The sequence below is a fragment of the Ralstonia mojiangensis genome, assembly GCF_023955645.1.
GTDB classification, from domain to species: Bacteria; Pseudomonadota; Gammaproteobacteria; order Burkholderiales; family Burkholderiaceae; genus Ralstonia; species Ralstonia mojiangensis.
The window spans coordinates 756,873-772,548 of sequence record NZ_JAMXHU010000002.1 but is presented as its reverse complement, the minus strand read 5'-3'; the positions used below and the strand labels follow the sequence as shown (position 1 = coordinate 772,548).

Here is a 15,676-nt window from a genome sequence, read left to right as displayed (position 1 = left end):
AATTCCCAACAGCTAATTTAAGCCGGCTGCACTAACGAGTGCTGGCTAATTCATCAGCCGTAGTTGACCATCCCATGCATCCTGTTATCTCTGCAGCTTTGGACGCCATTTGCTTGGAGCGCGACGATCAAAACTATTCTGCATCCTATGAGACTGCGGCTGCCATCGTCAAAGAGTTCGGTGAACGTGATCTTGCCGAGATCGTCTTCTCGGAGATTCCTCGAACGGTGCCGTTTGAACTGGTTGCCGAGCTGTTTAATTTGATCGCATGGCAAACAACCGACAACGGTGCCAGTGTCACAAGAACCATTGAAGCTTGGCTGCGTGAAGGCCAAGACAATCGCAAATTGCTGATCGCGCTCCACCTAGAGGTTTTTCCCTTCATTGACGATGAAGAGATGTACCGTGTCCTCTCTCATCTCGGGGAAACAAATTCCCGCGTGTCCGCCCGCTGCAAAGAACTCATATGGTTGCGCAAAGCTGAGGGCAGGTAGCGCAGCGACGCGCGCACCCGCGAGAGCCGTTCACCGGGCGCGGGTGAGCGTGCGTCGATCAATTACCCGAGGCAAACATGGCGAGTTGCTGCAGATGACCAAGCCTGTACTGACGATATTGCTAAACGACCAGCTCCTTTCGTGCCTGACTGCTGTCGAGACTCTAGTTCAGCCTCTCGGATTCCGGCTGGAGCATCCAATTAGCGGAAAGATAACGACCTGGACAAGCGAGGGCGTCCAGCGTGAGGTATTGCGGGAGGCCTTCGCAGAGGAGGCCGTGGAGAACGTTCAGTTCTGGAAATCGTCATGCGACGATCTCTTTGTTTCTTGGTCCCCTACTTCGTCGGGATTTCGATTTTCCTTCCATCTCAACGGTGTACCAATGGAGTCGCGTATCGCGCTGGCAAATACGCTGGTGCGTACGGTCTTGACGGATCTAAGACATCAATTTTGCGATCAGTGTGCTTTTACGATCGAGTTTGAGTAATCCATTACAAGCGTTTCGGTGCCCATCTGTCTCAGATCGAACATTGTCCTGCGAGAGGTAGTGATCCATGGAACGAACCAAGATTGCGCCACAGTGGCCAAACGCCCTTCGCTGGTTCCTGATTCAGAACCTGCACACCTTCACCCCTTGGCATTTCATTCGTGAACCTTCGGAGTTTGAGTTCGCGGCAAACGCGTTCCGACGAGAGGATGTTGGCGGGAGGGACGTTTTTGTATTTGCCCGTCGGCAGGATTGTGATGACTTTGCCGGCCTCGAAGTTGTCGATGGCCGGACTACGAATCGGGTTATCCACTTTCACCCCGTGTTTGCCACCGGCAATACAGAAGGCCCAGCGATGCGCCGCTGGGACATCGTCTGCAACGTTTTTGAAGACGTTTTTAGTTTCGTGGCAGAGCGCGTGGTCCCTGACATGAAAGACTGGGCAGAAGTGGAGGACGCCGGTGATCTAGCGTTGTGATCAATCTGAGTGCACGCCCTGACCAGTTTGCCAAATGGTTCTACGGACTTAGGCACTAACGTGCAGGCCTCATCCCCTGGCCCGTGTTAGGGCAGCCGAGCAAAAAGCCCCACACGTCGAGCTCCGAGCTCGAGCAGCCGAGCAAAAAGCCTCACACGCCGAGCCCCGAGCTCGAGCAGCCGAGCAAAAAGCCTCACACGCCGAGCCCCGAGCTCGAGCAGCCGAGCAAAAAGCCTCACACGCCGAGCTCCGAGCTCGGACGGCCGAGCAAAAAGCCTCACGCGTCGAGCTCAGAGCTCGGGCAGTCGAGCAAAAAGCCTCGCGCGTCGAGCTCCGAGCTCGGGCAGTCGAGCAAAAAGCTCCACGCGTCGAGCACCGAGCTCGGACCGTCGAGAACGTTTCTCGATGTGTCGAGTTGTGAAGGCCGCATCAGATCATTCTGATTCTTCGTCCGAAACTGCCTTCTGGCATTGCGGAGCCGCGCTGCAGCGGCCAATCTCCCGCCCTCGTGCCCTAGATGGCTCGGCACTGCCAATTGATTTGCGAGGAGTGAAATGCCGCAGAACTTGATTTCGTATCAGCTCACCTCGGCCGATCTGGCCGCCGTGGACGGCGCGCTGAAGACGCTGGAAGACCGGCTCGCCAGCCTGATCGACCTCACCCCGGTGCAGCGCCGAACGCTAGTGAAGATGGGCGACAAGTCCGAAGCCTTCGCACGCAAGGCCGTGGAGGTGCTGAACAACAACCCCAACGTGCTGCCCGGCAATTTCGACCTAGCGGAACTGCGCCGCGATCTGGCGGGCTTCGATCAGCTACGCAGTCGCCTCATGCGCGTGGCGCGCATTCACGAACGCATGGCGGATTCGCAGTTGGCGCTGGGCAGCGATGTGATGAGCGCCACGTTGGAGGGATATGCGTTCCTCAAGGTGGCAGGTCAGGGAGAAGGGTTGGATGCGGCGCGGAAGGCGCTGGCGGTGCGGTTTAGTCGCGGGCCGCAGAAGCGGGGAGAAGATATGGTGACTGAGTAAGTTCCGTTGACTCGTCTTTTAAGAACCGAGTACTTGGCACGTGTGCGGTTTCTGCGAAGGAGAGTGTCGACTGGTTGGGACAGGAGATGCAACGGAGCAACAAGCGAGAGTGTCGGCGCTGCGGAAGCTAAGACACTTTCCCGATTTGCCATGGTAGGCGTACGTCGTTATTGACCGCCGGTGTGGATTGCGCTCAGCGCATGCAAGGCTGTGCGTTTTTTCACCCGCGTGCCAACATGAAGCCCTCGGCATTGCGGTGCTTCTTTTGTACCGGGAAGACAGGAAAATGGCAGGGCGAAGAAATTTCCTCGCCCTGCCTCAAGAAACGGCTTAGGTAGCCGCCAACGCGTTGGGCGACCTCTGCGCGTTGAACGTCGCCCAGTCATTCACCTCGCCCACCAACAAGCCATCGTCTGCATCGATGAAGTTCTTGAAGTGATCGCGGAGGTTGGCGGCGTTCGTGTTAAAGCGCTTAAAGCACCAACTTGACTCAAGCATCCGCACCGCGTTGAACCGCGCGAGCTCATCGTAAAGTGGCTGATAGTTGCGTTGCTTGCGAAGGTCGTAGTCGAGAAAGTATAGAGCCATGCTATTTCCCCTTTCCCTTAACCTTTTGGGTCAGCGCGGAAGCCGCCACTGACTTCACGGCTTTCGGCGTCTTTGGATCGCGGAGCAGTTTGCTTGCAACGGTTGCCACGCGCTGTGACGTCGTTTCATTTTTCTTTGTGGTCATGCTAAAGTTTCCTTACAAATCAATGGGTTGATGTAAAGCTTATTGCTTATCTGATGCCACTCCGGCCCACGAGCCGCGCCTTGTCAGGGGTGAAGCGATTCGTGGGCCTTTTCTATTGGGGCCGCACGCCGGTGGCATAGTCGGGCGGCCGCTGCCTCATCTCAAGATACTGACCCTCCTAAAGAAGTCTGTGTTGGGTGCCCTCCTAGGAAAGGGTAGGGGCAATGACCCTTGCCGCGATAAGTTCTCCATAAGGCGACCCGCTGCTTGATTGCACAGTAGGACACTTCTCTGAATTTATCAAGATGTCTTCTGATAAAAGAAGCAAGGCATCAAGATGGAGGCTAAAATCAAGACTTCGGTTCAAGGAGGTCGAAATGGAAGACTTGGTGTCGCGTAAGAAGGATCGGAGTCCGAACTTCCCGTTTATTAGCTTGGAAGCGGCTTTGGACCGGGCAAGGGCCTTCTATGAGGAAGAGCGTCGCGGGGCCGCTCCTGTAGCGCGTGTGGCCAAACACTGGCGCTACAGTCCGTCCAGCAGCGGTCTGCTGCAAACCATAGCTGCTCTGAAGAGCTATGGACTAATGGCCGACGAGGGGTCGGGTTCGGAACGAAGGCTGCGTCTGACGGAGATTGCGCTGCGAATCCTGCTTGATACGCGGGCGGATTCATTGGAGCGTGCAGAGCTGATCAAGCGTGCGGCACTGAATCCTTCTGTTTCGAGCGACATACACAGCAATTGGCCTGATGGTTTGCCTTCGGAGGACACTCTAAGTCATGCGCTTATCTTCGAGATGGGGTTCGCGCCCCCAAATGCCTCGCGCGCCGTACGAATTCTCAAGGAAAATCAAAGGTTTGCATCGATTCTTTCGGGCGATCGCTTATCTCCGTCAGAAATGAGCGACCAAGATGGCGTCGGGGAGTCAGTCTCTGAGGTACAGGTCCAAACAGTGGACAGGGCACCATCCGACTACCCCCGTCTACCCTTATCGCATCCGACTAGCGTAGGGGCGAAGTCTCTGGGCGGTGTGGTTCCTTTGGAAGCGAGGACACATGGTGCCGGTCTGGCGTTGCCATTCACAGAGCAGGTTCTTGACCCCGACGGACGGGCTATGCGGATCGAGTTTTCTGCTCCGCCCACCGAAGAGATGTACGAGTTTCTGAAGGACTACATCGATCTGCGGCTGAAAGCGATTAGGCGTAAGGCGGCCACGATGCTGTGACCGGTCGTGCGGGCCCCGACCTGATGGGGAGGGCCGGCGCACTGTTAATTTGCAGGCCTTCATAACGCAGCGTCTGTTCAAAAAAAAGTCGGCTCGCTAATCGGTTACATCCCACATGCGGGCGCTCAGAAGTCATTCAGCGCCGCCCCCGTTTTTACACGGCGTTTACACCCCTCCCCCCCAACCTTTACCCCGTTTTTACCCCCCTTTCCCTACTGTTGCACTGCACGCAGGCCCTGTGACGGGAGCCTGCCTGCACGCCGCATCCGGCCCCCGTTGACGCGCACCTGCGCCGGGCCGGGCGGCACCTAAAACAACAAGGGAAAGGTCCATGCAAGCCAAGGTTTCTTTGCACGCCACCGTCATCGGTGGCGTTGTCTTCTGTGCCGCAGCACTGTCCAGCGCGGCCGCTTTTGCGCAGTCCACTGACGCTGCGCCGGCCCCCGCCGCTGCACCCGCCAGCCCGTTGACGGCCAATGTCACGCTGGCCAGCCAATACCGCTATCGCGGTCTCATGCAGACCAACAACAAGCCGGCCATTCAGGGCGGTGTGGATTACGCGCTGCCCAACGGCTTCTATGTGGGCAACTGGAACTCGTCGATCAGCTGGCTGGGGGATTCCAACCCCAACGTCTCCGCTCCCATCGAGATGGATTTCTACGGCGGCTACAAGACCGAGCTGATGAAGGACGTGCCCATTGATGTGGGCGTGCTGCAGTACTACTACCCGGGCAGCTACCCCGATGGCTACACGCGCCCGCACACCACCGAAGGTTATGCACAGATCGGCTACGGGCCGGTCTCGTTCAAGTACTCGCATGCGTTCTCCAACCTGTTCGGTTTTGCAGATAGCCACCACAGCCAGTACTTCGATCTGTCGGGCAACTTCGACACCGGTTTCTGGGGCCTCACGCTGAACCTGCACGTGGGCTACCAGCAGGTGCCGCATCAGGTGGTGCGCACGTCGTATGCCGACTGGAAGGTGGGCGTGACGAAAGACTTCGGCAGCGGTTGGACGGCATCGCTTGCGTACATCGACACCAATGCTGCGCGCGCCGCGTACACCAACACGCGCGGCAACTACATGGGCAAGGCCACCGCGCTGCTGGCGGTGACCAAGACGTTCTGACCAACACGACCTGAAGGAAAGGGGAGCGCATATGGACCTCGTTTATCTCGCCGGCCTTGCGATGCTGGCCCTGGCAGTGGGCGGCTTGCTCGCCCTCTCCGGCCGGCTTGCCACCAAAGACCAACCCACCACGCACGCGATGGAGAAACAGCAATGACCTGGCTCTATGTGCTGTCCGGGGCCATCACGGTGGCCTTGTTGATCTATCTGTTCGTGGCCCTGCTGTGGCCCGAACGCTTCTAACAACACTGCGAGGCACACCATGAATGCGTTCCTCCTCCAGCTGGCGATCTATCTGGTCGTGCTGCTGGTTCTGGCCAAACCGCTGGGCGCGTATATGACCGGCGTGTTTGGCGACAAACCGTCGCGCGCGCACTGGCTCGGCCCCATCGAGCGGCTGTTCTACCGCGCGGCCGGCGTCAACCCGCAGGCCGAGATGGGCTGGAAGCGCTATGCGCTGGCCGTCATCGTCGTCAACGTGCTGGGCGCGCTGGCGGTGTATGCGCTGCAACGCGCGCAGCAGTGGCTACCGCTCAACCCCCAGGGCTTTGGTGCCATCACGCCGGATTCGTCGTTCAACACGGCCATCAGCTTTGTGAGCAACACCAACTGGCAAGGCTATTCGGGCGAAAGCACGATGAGCTATCTCACGCAGATGCTGGGCCTGGCGGTGCAGAACTTCCTGTCTGCGGCGACCGGCATTGCGGTGGTGATTGCGCTTATCCGCGGCTTTGCGCGCCACTCGGCCAACACCATCGGCAACTTCTGGGTCGACTTCACGCGCGCGACGGTCTACGTGCTGCTGCCGCTGTCGATTCTGGTGTCGGTGTTCTTCGTGAGCCAGGGCGTGATCCAGAACTTCGACGGCTACAAGGAGGTGACCACCGTCACCGCCACCACGTACGACAACCCGAAGATGGATGCGCAGGGCAACCCGCTCAAGGATGCCCAAGGCAACCCCGTCACCGAGAAAGCCACCACGCAAACGCAGACCCTGCCGATGGGCCCGGTCGCGTCGCAGGAGGCGATCAAGATGCTCGGCACGAACGGTGGCGGCTTCTTCAACGCCAACTCCGCACACCCGTACGAGAACCCCAACGCGCTGACCAACTTTGTGCAGATGCTGGCGATCTTCATCATCCCGGCGGCGCTGTGCTTTACGTTTGGCGGCATGGTGGGCGATGGCCGGCAAGGCTGGGCCGTGCTGGCGGCGATGACGGTGTTGTTTGCCGTGCTGGCCGTCTTCCTGGCATGGGCTGAGCTGCACGCCAACCCGATGCTCGCCAACCTTGGCATCGACCAGGCCGTGGGCAACATGGAAGGCAAGGAAACGCGCTTCGGCATCGTGGCCTCGTCGCTGTTTGCCACCATCACCACGGCAGCGTCGTGCGGGGCGGTCAACGCCATGCATGACTCGCTGACGGCGCTGGGCGGCTTCGTGCCGATGTTCCTGATGCAGCTGGGCGAAGTGGTGTTTGGCGGTGTGGGCTCGGGCCTGTACGGCATGCTGGTGTACGCCATCCTGGCCGTGTTCATTGCGGGCCTGATGATCGGCCGCACGCCGGAATATCTCGGCAAGAAGATCGAGGTGTTCGAGATGAAGATGACGTCGATCGCCATCCTTGTCACGCCGCTGCTGGTGCTCGTGGGTACGGCCATCGCCGTGGTGGTTACGCAGGGCAAGGCGGGCATCTTCAACCCCGGCACGCACGGCTTCTCTGAGGTGCTGTACGCCTTCTCGTCCGCCGCCAACAACAACGGCAGCGCGTTTGCCGGCCTGTCTGCCAACACGCCCTTCTACAACGTGGCGCTGGGCATTGCGATGTGGCTGGGCCGCTTCTGGATCATCGTGCCGGTGCTGGCGATGGCAGGCACGTTTGCCGCCAAGAAGCGCCTGCCCGTGACGGCCGGCACGCTGCCCACGCATGGGCCGCTGTTTGTGGTGCTGCTGATCGGCTCGGTGCTGCTGGTGGGCGCGCTCACGTACATCCCGGCGCTCGCGCTCGGCCCCATTGCAGAGCATCTCGCCCGCTAAGCGCACGGCGAGTCGTCTACCCAATATCAACAGGTGCCTTATGGCTATCCGTTATCCCGAATCCGAACCTGCCGTGCGTACGGTCAAGCACAAGCTTGAGCCCAGTGCCGGCACTGGCACAGCCGCAGCCGCCGAGCCGCAGGCGCGCAGCACGCACACGACGCTGTCCGCCAAGGATGTGCGCAAGCTGTCGATGTTCTCGTCGGCGCTGGTCAAGCCCGCCATTGTTGACAGCTTCCGCAAGCTGTCGCCGCGCGCGCAGGCCAAGAACCCGGTGATGTTTGTCGTCTACGTTGGCAGCATCCTCACCACCATCCTGTGGGTCATGGCGCTGCGCGGCCAGGCCGAAGCGCCGGCGGGCTTCATCCTCGCCGTGTCGGTGTGGCTGTGGTTCACGGTGTTGTTCGCCAACTTTGCCGAAGCGCTGGCCGAGGGCCGCAGCAAGCAGCAGGCCGCATCGCTGCGCGGCATCAAGACCACGGTGCAGGCCAAGGTGCTGGCAGACGCGCACCGCCGTGACCGCGTGGAAGCGCGCGCTGCCACCGCGCTGCGCCGTGGCGACATCGTGCTCATCGAAGCCGGCGACATGGTGCCCGGCGACGGCGAGGTCATCGAAGGCGTGGCCTCGGTGGACGAAAGCGCCATCACCGGCGAATCGGCACCGGTCATCCGCGAATCGGGCGGGGATTTCTCGTCCGTGACGGGCGGCACGCGCGTGCTGTCGGACTGGATCATCGTGCGCATCACCGCCAACCCCGGCGAGAGCTTCCTTGATCGGATGATCTCGATGGTGGAAGGCGCCAAGCGCCAGAAGACGCCCAACGAGCTGGCGCTGACGATTCTGCTGGTGAGCCTGACCATCATCCTGATGCTGGCGACCGTCACGCTGCTGCCGTATTCGATCTTCTCGGTCGACGCCATGAAGGCCGGCTCGCCGATCACGATTACCGTGCTCGTGGCGCTGCTGGTGTGTCTGATCCCGACCACCATCGGCGGGCTGCTCTCCGCCATTGGCGTGGCGGGCATGAGCCGCATGATGCAGGCCAACGTGATCGCCACCTCGGGCCGCGCCGTAGAGGCGGCCGGTGACGTGGATGTGCTGCTGCTCGACAAGACCGGCACGATCACGCACGGCAACCGCCAGGCTTCGCGCTTCATTCCCGCGCCCGGTGTGACGGCCAAGCAGTTGGCCGAGGCCGCATGGCTGTCGTCGCTGGCTGACGAAACGCCGGAAGGCCGCAGCATCGTCACGCTGGCACGCAACCTGGGCGAGGCGTCCATCGATGAAGCCGCGCTGGCGAAGACGCAGCCGGTGTACGTCGCCTTCTCTGCGCAAACGCGTATGAGCGGCATCAACGTTGGGCACAACGGCGAGGCACGTCAGATCCGCAAGGGCGCAGCCGATGCGATTCGCACGCATGTGACGCTGCTGGCCGGCAAGTTTCCCGATGCCGTGTCCACCGCCGTGGACGACGTCGCACGCCAGGGCGGCACGCCGCTGGTGGTGTCCGACAACGACCGCGTGCTCGGCGTAGTGGAACTGAAGGACATCGTGAAGGCCGGCATTCGCGAGCGCTTTGCCGAGCTGCGCCAGATGGGCATCAAGACGGTGATGATCACCGGCGACAACCGCCTGACCGCGGCTTCCATCGCCGCTGAAGCCGGCGTCGACGACTTCATTGCCGAAGCCACGCCCGAGACCAAGCTCGCGCTCATCCGCGAGCAGCAAGCGCAAGGTCGCCTCGTTGCCATGACCGGCGACGGCACCAACGATGCCCCCGCCCTGGCACAGGCCGACGTGGCCGTCGCCATGAACAGCGGCACGCAGGCCGCCAAGGAGGCCGGCAACATGGTCGACCTGGATTCCAGCCCGACCAAGCTGATCCAGATTGTCGAGATCGGCAAGCAGATGCTGATGACGCGCGGCTCGCTCACCACGTTCTCGATCGCCAACGATGTGGCGAAGTACTTCGCCATCATCCCGGCCGCGTTTGCGACGACGTATCCGCAGCTCGCCGCGTTGAACGTGATGCACCTGGCAACGCCCGCATCGGCCGTGATGAGCGCCGTGATCTTCAACGCGCTGATCATCGTGTTCCTGATTCCGCTGGCGTTGAAAGGCGTGAAGTACCGCGCGCTGGGAGCGGCTGCGCTGCTGCGCCGCAATCTCTTGATCTACGGCCTGGGCGGCCTGCTGCTGCCCTTCCCGGGCATCAAGCTCATCGACATGTTCCTGGCCGCGATGGGCTGGGTTTAAGGAAGGAGTGCATTCATGGCAACCACAACGCAAACCGTGCAGGGCGATGTGCCGCAACAAGGTGGGCTGCTGCGTGCGGCGCTGGTGGTCTTCGTCGGGCTGTCGCTCATTACCGGGGTGCTGTATCCGGTGGTGGTGACGGGTATCGGCAAGGCGCTGTTTCCGGCGCAGGCCGGGGGCTCGATCATCGAGCGCAATGGCAAGGCAGTCGGCTCATCGCTGATCGGGCAGAACTTTGAGTCGCCGGAGTATTTCTGGGGGCGGATCTCGGCGACTGCACCGAACCCGTATAACGCGCAGGCTTCGGGTGGTTCGAACTTTGGGCCGAGCAACCCGGCGTTGACTGATGCCGCCAAGGCGCGCATTGCGGCGCTCAAGGAAGCGGACCCGACGAACACTGCGCCGATTCCTGCTGATCTTGTGACGGCTTCTGCGAGTGGGCTGGACCCCGAGATTAGTCCTGCTGCTGCGGCGTATCAGGTGGAGCGGGTGGCGCGGGCGCGGCACTTGTCGGTGGAAGTGGTTCAGCGGGTTGTTGCTGAGAACACCAAGGGGCCGGTGCTTGGGGTGTTTGGGGAGCCTACGGTGAATGTGTTGGAGGTGAATTTGGCGTTGGATGATTTGAAGTGAGGGGTTGGGGGTTTGTGGACTGCTGGGTTTGATGTTGGTGGTCCATCCCCCTTTCGTTCCCTGCCGGGACCGACTTACTTTTCTTTGTCTTGCCAAAGAAAAGTAAGCAAAAGAAAGGCGCGCCCGAGATGGCGACCCCCTCCTTGAATTTCTGTAACCGTGCGGGGAAGGAGGCAAACTCGCTTCGCTCAGACAGGCCTCCTTCCTTTATCCGCCCGCTTACAGAAATTCAAGGCGCCATCAAGGGCAGGAACGTCAACGGCCAAAACGGTGGTGTGCGGGTCCTGTCGGCGTCTCGGTTGTTGCTGTTTTCTGCTTCGCTTCGCTCGCACTCCACCGGTGGTTTTGCTCGCTTCGCGTTTTGCCGCGTACGCACCGCTGCGGCTGTACTTCGACGGTGTGGCCGTACCCTGCCCTAGATGGCGCCTTGAATTTCTGTTGCAGAGAGGAAAAAGGAAGGGAAACTGTCTGAGCGCAGCGAGTTTTTCCCTTCCCCTCTCTGCGACATAAATTCAAGGAATCTTTCGCCATCTCGGGCGCGCCTTTCTTTGCTTACTTTCTTTGGCAAGACAAAGAAAGTGAGTCAGCCCCGGCAGGGGATGAAACAGGGGATGGACCACCAAGTCCCAAAAACCCAAAATACGCAACATGCCAGAAGCCGCGCGCCCGAACCCCGACCAACTCTTAGCCGAACTCCAATCCGGCCAAGAACAGTCCGCCCGCGGCAAACTCCGCATCTACTTCGGCGCCTCAGCCGGCGTAGGCAAAACCTACGCGATGCTGGCAGCAGCAAAGGCCGCCCGCGCCGCCGGCATCGACGCCATCATCGGCCTCGTCGAAACCCACGGCCGCGCGGAAACCGCCGCGCTGGTCGCCGACCTCGAACACCTCCCCACCCGCCAGATCGAATACAAGGGCCGCACGCTGCCCGAGTTCGATCTGGATGCCGCGCTAGCCCGCCGGCCCGCCCTCATCCTCGTCGACGAACTTGCGCACTCCAACGTGGCGGGCTCGCGCCACCCGAAGCGCTGGCAGGACATTGAGGATTTGCTCGCTGCTGGCATCGACGTCTGGACCACCGTCAACGTCCAGCATCTCGACAGCCTGAACGAGGCGGTGGGCAGCATCACCGGCATCCGCGTGTGGGAAACCGTGCCCGATGCGGTGTTCGATGCGGCCAACGAAGTCATCCTCGTCGACCTGCCGGCCGATGAGCTGCTGCGCCGCCTGGCCGAGGGCAAGGTCTACATGCCCGAGCAGGCGCAGCACGCCGCGCGCAATTTCTTCCGCAAGGGCAACCTCATCGCCCTGCGTGAACTCGCCCTGCGCCGCACCGCCGACCGTGTGGACGACGACGTGCAGGCCTACCGCCGCGCGCGTCGCATTGAAAACGTCTGGCGCACGCGCGAGACCGTCGTCGCCTGCCTGGACCCGCAGGGCGATAGCGAACAGGTTATCCGCAGTGCCGCGCGCCTGGCCGCGCAACTGGAATGCGACTGGCATGCCGTGGCCGTGGTGATGCCGCATCTGCGCGCCGCCGATGCGCGCGCCGAGCGCCTGCACGCGTTGCTCAAGCTGGCCGAAGACGCGGGGGCGCGTGTGGAAACGCTGGCCGGCACCAACGCCGTCGAGGCGATCACCGGTTATATCCGCCGCCACAACATCACCAAGGCCGTGATCGGGCGGCCGCCGGAGAAGCGCTGGCGATCGGCGCGCGCCATCGTCGTCGCGCTGCGGTTGGCGATCGGGCTGGAGCGCCGGTTGCCCAGCGGTGACTTTGCCGAGGCGCTGGCGCGGCATTGCCCCGAGGTCGACGTGATTCGCGCCGCGGCCGACCCGGCGCATATCCAGCTCACGCCGCGCGCAGCCGAGGTCGGCCGTGCTGATGTGCGCAGCGAAGCCCAGCGCGCGGCCGATGCGCAGGCCGGTTGGCTCAAGCCGGCTTACGTGGCCGCGTGCGTGTACGTTGGGATTGCGACGGCGATCTCCAGCCTGGTGCGGCCGGTGTTCGATCTGGCCAACATCGTCATGCTGTTCCTGGCGGCCGTGGTGGCGGTGGCGATGCGCCATGGGCGCGGCCCGGCGGCGCTGGCGTCGGTGCTGTCGGTTGCGCTGTTCGATTTCTTTTTCGTGCCGCCACGTTATTCCTTTGCCGTGAGCGACGTGCAGTACCTGCTGACCTTTGCGGTGATGCTGGCCGTGGGCATGCTGGTGGGCCAGTTGACGGCAGGCCTGCGTGAACAGGCCGAGGTGGCGGTGCAGCGCGAGGCCGCCGCGCATGCGTTGTATGAGGCCGCGCGTGAACTGTCCGCCGCGCTCACGCTGGATCAGATCGTCAGCATCGGCGGGCGCTTCGTCAACGCGACCTTTGGCGGGCGCTGTGCGTTCTTCTTCGTCGGGCTTGATGGGCGGCTCGGTGCACCTCAGGTCGCCAAGCCGGAAGGCAGCACCGATGCACCGTCGGGCATGCCGAACCTCGACCACGTGCTGGCCGATTGGACGTACCAGCACGGCCAGCCTGCCGGCACGGGCACGCACACGCTGCCGTCGGGCTCGGTGCTGTATCTGCCCTTGAAGGCGCCGATGGCGATTCGCGGTGTGCTGGCCGTGGAGCCCGAAACCTTCCACGTGCTCGCACAGCCCGACAACCGCCGCCAGATTGACGCCTGCGCCACGCTCATCGCCATTGCCATCGAGCGCGTGCATTACGTGGAAGTGGCCCGCGACGCCTTGGTGCGCATTGAATCGGAGCGGCTGCGCAATTCGCTGCTGGCCGCCGTGTCGCACGACTTACGCACGCCGCTCACCGGGCTGGTGGGAATGGCCGAGACATTGCTGCGCGCGCAGCCGCCCCTGCCCGCGCTGCAGGCTGAAGCTGCCGCTGCAATCGGCCAGCAGGCGCAGCGCATGCGCACGATGGTCACCAACCTGCTCGACATGGCGCGCCTGCAGAACCAGGACGTCAAGTTGCGGTTGGAATGGCAATCGATCGAAGAGCTTGTTGGTGCGGCGCTGCAAGCGATTCCGCTGCCAGATCATCGTGTGGTTGTGGATAACCTCGCAGCCCTGCCCCTCATCCGCTGCGACGGGCCGTTGATGGAGCGCGTGCTGTCGAACCTGCTGGAGAACGCGGGCAAGTTTGCGCCGGCCGGCACCGAGGTGCGCATCTCTGGGGAGATCGTCCACGACGGCGCCCGCGGCGATGAACTGCGCATGCGTGTGCGCGACCACGGGCCCGGTGTACCGGCGGGTTCGGTGCGGACCATCTTCGAGAAGTTCACGCGCGGTGAGAAGGAATCGGCCACCACCGGCGTCGGCCTGGGCTTGGCCGTGTGCGAGGGGATCGTGAGCGCGCATCACGGCCGTATCTGGGTGGAGGCGCCGGCCGATGGCGGCGCGTGCTTCGTCGTCGCCCTGCCCGCCGCTGAACCTCCGCCCGTGGAAGACGGCGAGCCCATCGCCTAGCTGCACCGTTGTTGGGCATATGGACATGCCGAAAATGTCGTTCTGTCGTGAGCGCATGCGTGACACGATTGCGTCACACCGCCCGCTACCCGCGGGCGATTTCATTCACGACAAGATCCACGAGGTTTCTCCATGTCTCTGTTCTCCCGCCTTGCGCGCGTGGCCGTACCGGCCATCGCCTTTGCCGTTGCCACTGCCGCCAGCGCCGACACCAAGCAGATCAAGCTCGGCACCATGAGCGGCCCCGACGCGCAAATCTGGGAAGTCGTGCAGAAGGTCGCCAAAAAGGACGGCCTGGACGTCAAGGTCATCGAGTTCAACGACTACGCCCAGCCCAACCCCGCGCTCGATTCGGGCGACCTGGACGCCAACGGTTTCCAGCACCAGCCTTTCCTCGACAGCCAGATCCAGGCGCGCCACTACAAGATCGTCAACGTGGGTTTGACTTACGTTGCGCCGATGGGCTTCTACTCGAAGAAGATCAAGTCGCTCGCGCAGCTCAAGGAAGGCGCCAAGGTCGGTATCCAGAACGATCCGTCCAATGGCAACCGTGCGCTGCTTTTGCTGCAGAAGGCGGGCGTGATCAAACTCAAGGCGGGCGCCGGCACAAACGGCAACAATGCGACACCGCGTGACGTGGTGGAGAACCCGAAGAAGATCAAGCTGATCGAGCTGGATTCGGCACAACTGCCGCGCTCGCTGGATGATCTGGACGCCGCCTCCATCAACACCGACTACGCGGTCAAGAACGGCCTGACACCGGCCAAGGACGCCATCGCACTGGAGGATCGCCAGGGTCCGTACGCCAACCTGATCGCCGTACGCGAAAAAGACAAGAACCAGCCGTGGGTGAAGACGCTGGTGCGCGCCTACCAATCGGAAGATGTGCGCAAGTTCATCGACACGCAGTTCAAGGGCGCGATCCTGCCGGCGTTTTAAGCAGCGGGGGCTAAGTCAGCGGTTACTTTCGCGGTTTGGCCCGAGAGTGAAGCATGGCGTGCCGGTAGGCGGACTACCTTTTGAGCCCACCGCGTCGTTTTGCTGCGCTGCGTCATTGTGTGACAAGTGCAATCGTTTTCGTCACCCGTGGCGCCTTGGCAACGCTTGTAGCCTCTCGTTACATTAAGTAGTTCTACGTTATTGCAACGCAACAAACGATTCGCTATAGTAGGAACTGTCTCCTCCACCCTCCTTGGTGGATTGTGGCCCGAGCACCTGGTGCTCGGGCTTTTTTCTTTGGTGCGCGGCTTTTGTTGTTCTTCCGGCCGCCTTGCATCTCGGCCAGTTCCGGCTACCCTGAATTCTCAATTTTTCTGCGCGTTTTCCGCTGCGGCGTTGCCCGATAGCAACGAGCGCAGATTTTTCAAGCGTGCGCTTCGAGTCCCACTTCGAACACCGCCACGTATGTCGGCGGAAAAGAGCCAAAGCGTTGTTTGAATCACGTTAGCGCTGCGAATGTGCGCGCAACCCGCCGCTTTGTGTCGCTAACATCGCGAAATATCGTCAGTTTTTGTCCTACAAGCCTTTCGGCCAACCCCGGACAGTCTGACTGCATCCCCTCCGCTAAACTTCACCTTGCTCTCTCTTTAGAGAGCACTCCCCCCCTTTTGAGCCCGCCCCTGTTGCGGGCTTCATTTTTTTCGGGCACGATTTCTTCCATCCCGACGCTGTCGACACCGGCGTCGGAAGCTCAAAAGGTTGGGGGAATCTCTCAAGG

14 protein-coding genes are annotated in these 15,676 nt (G+C 61.7%); 12 read left to right on the top strand and 2 right to left on the bottom strand.

The genetic code is table 11. The features are described from left to right. Nucleotides 1-74 precede the first annotated feature (74 nt). The 3 genes from NG898_RS10365 to NG898_RS10355 all read left to right on the top strand — a co-directional run bounded on the left by NG898_RS10365 (nucleotide 75) and on the right by NG898_RS10355 (nucleotide 2,487). Nucleotides 75-494, top strand: a complete 420-nt coding sequence (locus NG898_RS10365) for a hypothetical protein (protein ID WP_252692224.1) — start codon at nucleotides 75-77, stop codon at nucleotides 492-494. A 554-nt stretch (nucleotides 495-1,048) separates the two neighbouring features. Continuing rightward, nucleotides 1,049-1,459, top strand: a complete 411-nt coding sequence (locus NG898_RS10360; protein WP_252692223.1) for a hypothetical protein — start codon at nucleotides 1,049-1,051, stop codon at nucleotides 1,457-1,459. 554 nt (nucleotides 1,460-2,013) lie between these two features. Beyond that, entirely contained in the window at nucleotides 2,014-2,487 is a 474-nt protein-coding gene (locus NG898_RS10355; RefSeq protein WP_252692222.1) for a hypothetical protein, read from the top strand. 330 nt (nucleotides 2,488-2,817) lie between these two features. Here NG898_RS10355 and NG898_RS10350 read toward each other — a convergent pair whose 3' ends face one another. Together NG898_RS10350 and NG898_RS10345 are read right to left on the bottom strand one after the other, a co-directional pair. Further along, entirely contained in the window at nucleotides 2,818-3,075 is a 258-nt protein-coding gene (locus NG898_RS10350; RefSeq protein WP_252692221.1) for a hypothetical protein, read from the bottom strand. A gap of 1 nt (nucleotide 3,076) precedes the next feature. Beyond that, nucleotides 3,077-3,220, bottom strand: coding sequence for a hypothetical protein (locus NG898_RS10345; protein WP_252692220.1), 144 nt, complete (start codon nucleotides 3,218-3,220; stop codon nucleotides 3,077-3,079). Nucleotides 3,221-3,597: 377 nt separating this feature from the next. Between NG898_RS10345 and NG898_RS10340 the strand changes: the two genes are divergently transcribed. From NG898_RS10340 to NG898_RS10305, 9 genes are all read left to right on the top strand, one after another. Continuing rightward, entirely contained in the window at nucleotides 3,598-4,443 is an 846-nt protein-coding gene (locus NG898_RS10340) for a hypothetical protein (RefSeq protein WP_252692219.1), read from the top strand. Between the two features lie 331 nt (nucleotides 4,444-4,774). After that, a complete protein-coding gene (locus NG898_RS10335) occupies nucleotides 4,775-5,572 on the top strand; it encodes a TorF family putative porin (RefSeq protein ID WP_252692218.1) in 798 nt (265 codons plus the stop codon). Nucleotides 5,573-5,603: 31 nt separating this feature from the next. Continuing rightward, nucleotides 5,604-5,729 (top strand): hypothetical protein, encoded by a 126-nt coding sequence (locus NG898_RS26080; protein ID WP_260780491.1) that lies wholly within the window; start codon nucleotides 5,604-5,606, stop codon nucleotides 5,727-5,729. After that, nucleotides 5,726-5,815, top strand: a complete 90-nt coding sequence (gene kdpF / locus NG898_RS10330) for a K(+)-transporting ATPase subunit F (RefSeq protein WP_102064073.1) — start codon at nucleotides 5,726-5,728, stop codon at nucleotides 5,813-5,815. The genes NG898_RS26080 and kdpF overlap by 4 nt, the downstream gene beginning before the upstream one ends. Nucleotides 5,816-5,834: 19 nt before the next feature. Beyond that, nucleotides 5,835-7,607 (top strand): potassium-transporting ATPase subunit KdpA, encoded by a 1,773-nt coding sequence (gene kdpA, locus NG898_RS10325; RefSeq protein ID WP_252692217.1) that lies wholly within the window; start codon nucleotides 5,835-5,837, stop codon nucleotides 7,605-7,607. Nucleotides 7,608-7,647: 40 nt separating this feature from the next. Then, nucleotides 7,648-9,864, top strand: coding sequence for a potassium-transporting ATPase subunit KdpB (gene kdpB, locus NG898_RS10320; protein ID WP_252692216.1), 2,217 nt, complete (start codon nucleotides 7,648-7,650; stop codon nucleotides 9,862-9,864). Between the two features lie 15 nt (nucleotides 9,865-9,879). Then, nucleotides 9,880-10,494 carry a potassium-transporting ATPase subunit KdpC gene (kdpC, locus tag NG898_RS10315; protein ID WP_252692215.1) on the top strand — a complete coding sequence of 205 codons (615 nt, stop codon included), beginning with the start codon at nucleotides 9,880-9,882 and terminating at the stop codon, nucleotides 10,492-10,494. A 648-nt stretch (nucleotides 10,495-11,142) separates the two neighbouring features. Further along, nucleotides 11,143-13,959: a sensor histidine kinase gene (locus NG898_RS10310; RefSeq protein ID WP_252692214.1), complete on the top strand. Its 2,817-nt coding sequence runs from the start codon at nucleotides 11,143-11,145 to the stop codon at nucleotides 13,957-13,959. Between the two features lie 132 nt (nucleotides 13,960-14,091). Then, the gene (locus NG898_RS10305; protein ID WP_092973819.1) at nucleotides 14,092-14,898 is read left to right on the top strand and encodes a MetQ/NlpA family ABC transporter substrate-binding protein; all 807 of its coding nucleotides are present in this window, start codon (nucleotides 14,092-14,094) and stop codon (nucleotides 14,896-14,898) included. Nucleotides 14,899-15,676 lie beyond the last annotated feature (778 nt).

Excerpts from the sequence above, each read along its gene's own strand:
- kdpF (WP_102064073.1), top strand. The coding sequence starts at position 5,726 with ATGACCTGGCTCTATGTGCTGTCCGGGGCCATCACGGTGGCCTTGTTG.
- NG898_RS10310 (WP_252692214.1), top strand. The coding sequence starts at position 11,143 with ATGCCAGAAGCCGCGCGCCCGAACCCCGACCAACTCTTAGCCGAACTC.
- NG898_RS10360 (WP_252692223.1), top strand. The coding sequence starts at position 1,049 with ATGGAACGAACCAAGATTGCGCCACAGTGGCCAAACGCCCTTCGCTGG.
- NG898_RS10340 (WP_252692219.1), top strand. The coding sequence starts at position 3,598 with ATGGAAGACTTGGTGTCGCGTAAGAAGGATCGGAGTCCGAACTTCCCG.
- NG898_RS10350 (WP_252692221.1), bottom strand. The coding sequence starts at position 3,075 with ATGGCTCTATACTTTCTCGACTACGACCTTCGCAAGCAACGCAACTAT.
- NG898_RS26080 (WP_260780491.1), top strand. The coding sequence starts at position 5,604 with ATGGACCTCGTTTATCTCGCCGGCCTTGCGATGCTGGCCCTGGCAGTG.
- NG898_RS10335 (WP_252692218.1), top strand. The coding sequence starts at position 4,775 with ATGCAAGCCAAGGTTTCTTTGCACGCCACCGTCATCGGTGGCGTTGTC.
- NG898_RS10365 (WP_252692224.1), top strand. The coding sequence starts at position 75 with ATGCATCCTGTTATCTCTGCAGCTTTGGACGCCATTTGCTTGGAGCGC.
- kdpC (WP_252692215.1), top strand. The coding sequence starts at position 9,880 with ATGGCAACCACAACGCAAACCGTGCAGGGCGATGTGCCGCAACAAGGT.
- NG898_RS10305 (WP_092973819.1), top strand. The coding sequence starts at position 14,092 with ATGTCTCTGTTCTCCCGCCTTGCGCGCGTGGCCGTACCGGCCATCGCC.
- kdpB (WP_252692216.1), top strand. The coding sequence starts at position 7,648 with ATGGCTATCCGTTATCCCGAATCCGAACCTGCCGTGCGTACGGTCAAG.
- kdpA (WP_252692217.1), top strand. The coding sequence starts at position 5,835 with ATGAATGCGTTCCTCCTCCAGCTGGCGATCTATCTGGTCGTGCTGCTG.
- NG898_RS10355 (WP_252692222.1), top strand. The coding sequence starts at position 2,014 with ATGCCGCAGAACTTGATTTCGTATCAGCTCACCTCGGCCGATCTGGCC.
- NG898_RS10345 (WP_252692220.1), bottom strand. The coding sequence starts at position 3,220 with ATGACCACAAAGAAAAATGAAACGACGTCACAGCGCGTGGCAACCGTT.